Here is a 6,037-nt window from a genome sequence, read left to right as displayed (position 1 = left end):
CTTGAGAGTTTTGACAATGCTTCTAAGTGGGTATTGTTTGCGCCCTCTGGAGCAGCAATCATGAAAAACAAATAACTTGGCTGGCCATCTAATGACTCATAATCCACACCATTTGTTGAACGTCCAAACACAATAGCAGGTTCTTTCACTGCATTTGTTTTAGCATGAGGAATCGCAATACCATCACCAATTCCTGTTGTACTTTGTTTTTCACGATTTAATACTGCTTGCTCATAAGACTCTTTGTTTGAAAGCTTACCAGCACGATCTAAAACATCAACTAATTCTTTTACAACGTCGCCCTTTGACGTTGATTGGATTTCTAATTTTATTGTCCTTTTTGTTAATACTTCTGTTATCCTCATCTTTTTTCCCCCTCTATATTTTGACTACTTCTATTTGAGGTAATAACTCTTCTACTTCTTTTTTTGTGCAAAGCTCAAGTGAGAATGCTGTTGCACTGCCTGAAGCAACACCAATCTTAAACGCTTCTTCCAACGATTTATTTTCGGAGAAAGCACTTAAAAAGCCACCAACAACTGAATCACCGGCACCAACAGAATTTAATACCTTTCCTTTTGGTACATTTGCTACATAACCGATTTCATCTGTAACTAGAAGTGCCCCTTCACCAGCCATTGAGACAATTACATGCTTTACACCTTGTTGAACAAGCTGCTTCGCATATTTATGTGCATCTTCCACAGATTGAATGTTTGTTTCAAACAATTCCCCTAATTCATGATGATTTGGTTTGATTAAGAATGGCTTTTCAGATACAACTTCTTTTAGCGCATCACCAGAAACATCTGCGACTACTTTTATCTCTTTCTCTTTACAAATAGTCATGATTTTTTGATAGATAGATGTTGGTAATGTCCCTGGAATACTACCTGCTAAAAGAACAATATCGTCTTGATTCATATGCTGAAACAATTTTAAAAACTGATTTAGCTGTTCTTCTGACACACTAGGTCCTACTCCATTTATCTCTGTCTCAACGTCAGTTTTTAGCTTAACGTTTATTCTCGTATCACCAGAAACGTTTATAAAGTTGTGTTGAATATTCTCTCCAGATAGAAAATCTGCTACAAAAGAACCGGTAAAACCACCTATAAAACCTAATGCGTTAGATTCAACACCTAATCGTTTCAACACACGTGATACATTAATCCCTTTACCACCAGGAAATTTTGAATCTTCCGATGTACGGTTTAACGATCCTAGCTCAAATTGTTCAACTCTTACGATGTAATCAACTGATGGATTCAATGTCACGGTATAAATCATATATTCACTACCTTTATTGCTGTATTTTTTGTATATGGATAAAGGACTTCATCTTCCCCTTCATCCGTTATAATCTTTGCTTCTGAAAGCTGAGCAATTCTTGAAAATGCAATTTCTCCAAATTTGGAATAATCAGCTAAAACATATTTTTCTCTTGAAAGCTTTAGCGCTGTCATTTTCATTGCTGCTTCTTCTGGGTCAGGTGTTGTATAACCTAACTCAACATGTATGCCATTTACTCCTAAAAAGCATTTATCAAAACGGTATTGTTCTAATGCCGTTAAAGCACCGCGTCCAATCATAGCACCAGTGGATGGCTTTAAAAATCCACCTATTAAATATGTTTTTATACCTTTGCTTAAAAGCGGTTCAATAACAGTTAGTCCATTAGTTACAACGACAATTTCTTTTTCAGGTGATAAATATTCAACCATTTGTAGTGTTGTTGTACCTGCATCTAAAAAAATACAATCTCCTTCTTCTACAAGAGAAGCTGCTTCAGCTGCAATCACTTTCTTTTGTTGAAGGTTTTTGGCAGATTTTTCACTAACATTTGGTTCCTTTAACTTTCCTTGTAAAAGTGCTGCACCGCCATGAATTCGTTTTAAATATTTATCTTCTTCCAGTTGTGTTAAGTCTCGACGAATTGTTGACTCTGATGTGTTAGTTAAGTCGACAAGTTCATGTATTTTCACAGAATGTCTTTCTTTTAAAAGATCAAGAATTAGTCGATGACGTTCAGGTGTTAACAACTAACAACACCTCCTAATTTTTTGTAAGCGAATACATCCTTTGCTTACTTTTTCATTATACTTTCATCTCCAACCAAAATCAATCATATTTTATCAAAAACTATCACTTTTTATCACTATATACATACAACTCTTTCAAAAACATTCATACACCGAATGATATTTTAATAAAATAATAGTAAAAATTCATTATAGGTGAATGAAATTGATTGTTTTTTAAAGAATTCGATTGTATTAGTTAAATCAGTCTCTGCATTTCAAGATAAACATAATAAAAAACCTCCCATAAACAACTAATGGGAGGTAAATAAAATGTTATTCATATCGTAAAGATTCAATTGGACTTAAGCGGGCCGCTTTATTCGCAGGTAACATTCCAAATACAATTCCAATAATCATTGAAAATATTAACCCTCCTAAAACAACCTGCCATGAAATGAGAGGTGGCCATCCAGCAAAGATTGATACAACATTTGCTGCTACTGCTCCTAATAAAATTCCGATAATTCCACCTATAAGAGTAAGGGTGACCGATTCAATTAGAAATTGAGTAAGAATTTGACGCTTTGTTGCACCTAACGCCTTTCTTATTCCGATTTCTTTTGTTCGCTCAGTTACGGAAACAAGCATGATATTCATCACACCAATTCCCCCGACTACAAGTGAGATGCCTGCAATTGATCCAATGATTAACGTCATAATGGTTGTGATTTGACCAATTCCTTCTGCCATTTCTTCCATATTAAACACTTTATAAGAATCATCTGTATTATGAGTTGTATTTAAAAGAGTTGTTGCCTTTTCTCCAACCTCTTTCATTACATCTGCATTTGTAGCCTGTAAAGTAATTGAATTATATTCATTTTTTCCAAAAGAGTTCCGAAATGTATTCCATGGTACATATACTTCCATCGCCCCGAATGCGAATAAACCTTCTGGCTTCTCTAATACTCCTATAATTTCAATCGGTTGACCATTAATCCAAACAACTTCACCTAACGGCTCATTTTTATCAAACATTTCCTTTTTCAATTCTGAGCTAATAACCCCTACACGTGTGCCTCCAATAAAATCTGCTTCAACCAGATTTCTTCCTGATTCAACTTTCAAGTTATTTACTTCCATATAGGCTTGGTTTATACCGTAAACACTAGTATCGACTGTTTCTTCCTGATATCTTGTTGAAAAGTATTCTGATGAAGCAGCTACCACTTTTTTCACTTCTGGTATATTACTTAGTGAATGAACATCTTCTTGAGTAAAGGCAGCATTCATATAGGCATTTGGGTTTGACATTAATTCTTCTTCACTTGGTTCGTAATAAACTTCAATCGTATTACCAGGACCAGTTATTGAAGTTTTTAGTAATTGCTCTCCACCTTGACCGATGGCAACAACTAAAATAACGGATGCCACACCTATAATAATTCCGAGCATCGTTAAAATGGACCGCAATTTATGAGCTAAAACTGAACATAATGCCATCTTTACATTTTCAAGTAAGCTCATACTTCTCTCCTCCGCTCTACATCTGAGAGAATGATACCATCTCTAACGGTTATGATTCGCTTTGCATAATCAGCTACCTCTTGTTCGTGGGTAACAAGTATAACTGTGGTACCCTCCAAATTTAATTGTGTGAATTGCTCCATTATTGAAATGCTTGTTTTACTATCAAGTGCACCAGTTGGTTCGTCAGCTAGTATTATTTTAGGGTTATTTACAATTGACCTCGCGATTGCAACACGTTGTTTTTGTCCCCCAGATAACTCATTGGGCAAGTGATTCATCCTCTCAGCTAGCCCAACTTTTTCAAGAGCCTGCTTTGCTCTCTCCTCACGCTCTTTTTTCTTATAACCGGCGTAAACCATCGGAAGCTCTACATTTTTTAGAGCAGTGAGACGGGGAAGAAGCTGAAATTGTTGGAAAACAAAGCCTATCGATAAATTACGTACCCTAGCTAACATTTCATCCTTATAAGTGGAAATGTCCTCATCACCGAGTAAGTATGTTCCCGAGGTAGGGTTGTCTAAACACCCAATCACGTTCATTAGTGTCGATTTTCCGGAACCAGAAGGACCCATAATCGCTACAAATTCACCTTCGTTAATTGTTAGACTAATTCCTTTAAGAACATCTAATGTATCCTGTCCAACTTTATAGCTCTTAGTAATGGAAGTTAACTCAATCATTTCTCATTCACTTCCATGTTATTTTGCAGTTCAATTGAAGGACTAACAATAACTCTTTCTCCTGTTTCTAACCCTGTTTTGATCTCCATATACTCATCACTTGCCGCTCCTGTTTTTACTATTTTACGAATGGCCTTTCCTTCTTCAACAACAAATACATAATATTCTTCAGCATCCTGTTTAACTGCTTCTAAAGGGACAGCAAGAGCTTTTCTTTTTTCTGTTTGGATATCCATTATTAATTTAAAACCTGGTTTTGCTTTAATACCTTTATCATCAATTGTAACCTCAATTGGATACTGAACAGCACTATCTTCATTACCCATTGCATTTTCACTCTGTTCCGGCAGAAGATTGACCTTACTAACGACACCAACCCATTCCTTTCCTGGTACAACATCAGATCTCAATGTTACAGGTTGCTTCTCCTTAATTTTTAAAGAGTCATATTCAGAAATGGATCCCTTTACAATAAGCTCATCAGGTTTTGCAATGTGTAAAATAGCTCCTTGAGTGACTCCTTTTGATGCATCTATACTAATAGAAAGAACCGTACCAGAAATTTCACTTACAACTTCAAGTTCTCCCAGTTTTTTCTCAATTGTTTCTTTTTGAAGTAGCACTTGTCTAGCTTCGATGTTAGCTAATTTTAAATCTGTTTTTAATTGATCTCTTTCGGCATCAACTTGTTTTTTTGCTTCATCCTTGCCTACTTGCTTCGTCAACTCTTCCTCTTTTTCATCCAAATCATTTATTTGTCTTTCCACCTGATTAATTCGTAAGTAGGAAGATTCTAGAGATAAAGCATTTTGTTCTTTTTCTAATAATAGCTGTTCATTCTCATACCGAAGTAGAGGTGTTCCTTCTTCCACCTTATCTCCTTCTTTTACAAGAATCTCAGCAACTTTACCGCTTTCAGGGGATAAGTAAACAAAACTCTCATTTCTTAGCGAAAGTGTACCGGGAACCATTACATTCCCGGTCATTTCACGTTCTTCAACTTTTATTGTATCAACTGTTAGATTTTCCTTACTTAATGTTCGAAAAACATTAACTCCAACTAATATAATGATTAAGCACGAAACGCCTATTCCTATCCAAATTTTTTTCTTCATTAGAATTGTGCAATCCCTTCAAAAACTCCTCCAATTGCTGCAACAATAAGACCTAAAATAAAGAAAATAATAGCAATTGTATATGCTGCCGGTTTGGATAGTTGAGCTACTTTCACAAGTCCAAGTGCTAATAAAACATAATACCAAATTTGAAATACTTCAAAAACACCTAAAACGGCTCCTAAAACACCATCTGCCCCTACAAAACTGTTAATACTAGTTAACATAATGTACGGATCCCCGCCAATTGCATAAATAATAAGTTGATTCAATAATTGACCGATTGTCGTGATAAAGCTTGTGAAAATCATAAGCGAAAACATTTGTTTGAATGAAACCGGCGATTTAACTATTTTGGCAATTCCAAATAAAATAGCTCCAAATACTAATAATCCAATTGATGTACCAAATAAACCACCAAGTCCCCCGAAAATGATACCAAACATTTTTGTAAGCTCAAGCTCTTCAGCCGACATAGCTGGGCCTGGTATTGTAGAATAATCCACGTTAAGTGCTATAAGTACAGCAACAACCGTTCCGAGTATAGACAGGAGAATTAAGGGAAGCCAAATGACTGGTCTTTCTCTTATTCTTTCAAATTGTTCTCCAGGTTGAAGAATCATTCCGAATAATGACGGCTTCTTAGTTTCTATTGTTTGTTCTTCCATGTTTCTACCTCCAAAATTTG

At 35.6% G+C, this 6,037-nt stretch carries 7 protein-coding genes; all 7 read right to left on the bottom strand.

Annotated features, from left to right (window positions below):
* On the bottom strand, window positions 1–365 hold a 365-nt coding region (locus ACEWK1_RS22190; protein WP_416636664.1), incomplete at its 3' end, for a PTS sugar transporter subunit IIA.
* 13 nt (window positions 366–378) lie between these two features.
* The gene (pfkB, locus tag ACEWK1_RS22185) at window positions 379–1,290 is read right to left on the bottom strand and encodes a 1-phosphofructokinase (RefSeq protein ID WP_212134374.1); all 912 of its coding nucleotides are present in this window, start codon (window positions 1,288–1,290) and stop codon (window positions 379–381) included.
* On the bottom strand, window positions 1,287–2,042 hold the full coding sequence (locus ACEWK1_RS22180) for a DeoR/GlpR family DNA-binding transcription regulator (RefSeq protein WP_212134372.1): 756 nt from the start codon (window positions 2,040–2,042) through the stop codon (window positions 1,287–1,289). Before ACEWK1_RS22180 ends, pfkB begins: the two co-directional genes overlap by 4 nt.
* Before the next feature lie 315 nt (window positions 2,043–2,357).
* Entirely contained in the window at window positions 2,358–3,551 is a 1,194-nt protein-coding gene (locus ACEWK1_RS22175; RefSeq protein WP_212134370.1) for an ABC transporter permease, read from the bottom strand.
* Complete coding sequence (locus tag ACEWK1_RS22170) at window positions 3,548–4,234, bottom strand: ABC transporter ATP-binding protein (RefSeq protein ID WP_121661235.1); 687 nt, start codon at window positions 4,232–4,234, stop codon at window positions 3,548–3,550. Before ACEWK1_RS22170 ends, ACEWK1_RS22175 begins: the two co-directional genes overlap by 4 nt.
* The gene (locus ACEWK1_RS22165) at window positions 4,231–5,349 is read right to left on the bottom strand and encodes an efflux RND transporter periplasmic adaptor subunit (RefSeq protein WP_212134368.1); all 1,119 of its coding nucleotides are present in this window, start codon (window positions 5,347–5,349) and stop codon (window positions 4,231–4,233) included. The genes ACEWK1_RS22170 and ACEWK1_RS22165 overlap by 4 nt, the downstream gene beginning before the upstream one ends.
* Complete coding sequence (locus ACEWK1_RS22160; RefSeq protein WP_212134366.1) at window positions 5,349–6,017, bottom strand: Yip1 family protein; 669 nt, start codon at window positions 6,015–6,017, stop codon at window positions 5,349–5,351. The genes ACEWK1_RS22165 and ACEWK1_RS22160 overlap by 1 nt, the downstream gene beginning before the upstream one ends.
* Between the last annotated feature and the right edge of the window lie 20 nt (window positions 6,018–6,037).

Origin of the sequence: Metabacillus sp. YM-086 (assembly GCF_048059995.1) — a bacterium.
GTDB lineage: Bacteria > Bacillota > Bacilli > Bacillales > Bacillaceae > Metabacillus > Metabacillus litoralis_B.
Note: the sequence above shows the minus strand (reverse complement) of the source record. Positions and strands in the feature narration are given on the sequence as shown.

Coding starts and splice junctions, on each gene's coding strand:
- pfkB (WP_212134374.1), bottom strand. CDS start 1,290: ATGATTTATACCGTGACATTGAATCCATCAGTTGATTACATCGTAAGA.
- ACEWK1_RS22175 (WP_212134370.1), bottom strand. CDS start 3,551: ATGAGCTTACTTGAAAATGTAAAGATGGCATTATGTTCAGTTTTAGCT.
- ACEWK1_RS22170 (WP_121661235.1), bottom strand. CDS start 4,234: ATGATTGAGTTAACTTCCATTACTAAGAGCTATAAAGTTGGACAGGAT.
- ACEWK1_RS22165 (WP_212134368.1), bottom strand. CDS start 5,349: ATGAAGAAAAAAATTTGGATAGGAATAGGCGTTTCGTGCTTAATCATT.
- ACEWK1_RS22160 (WP_212134366.1), bottom strand. CDS start 6,017: ATGGAAGAACAAACAATAGAAACTAAGAAGCCGTCATTATTCGGAATG.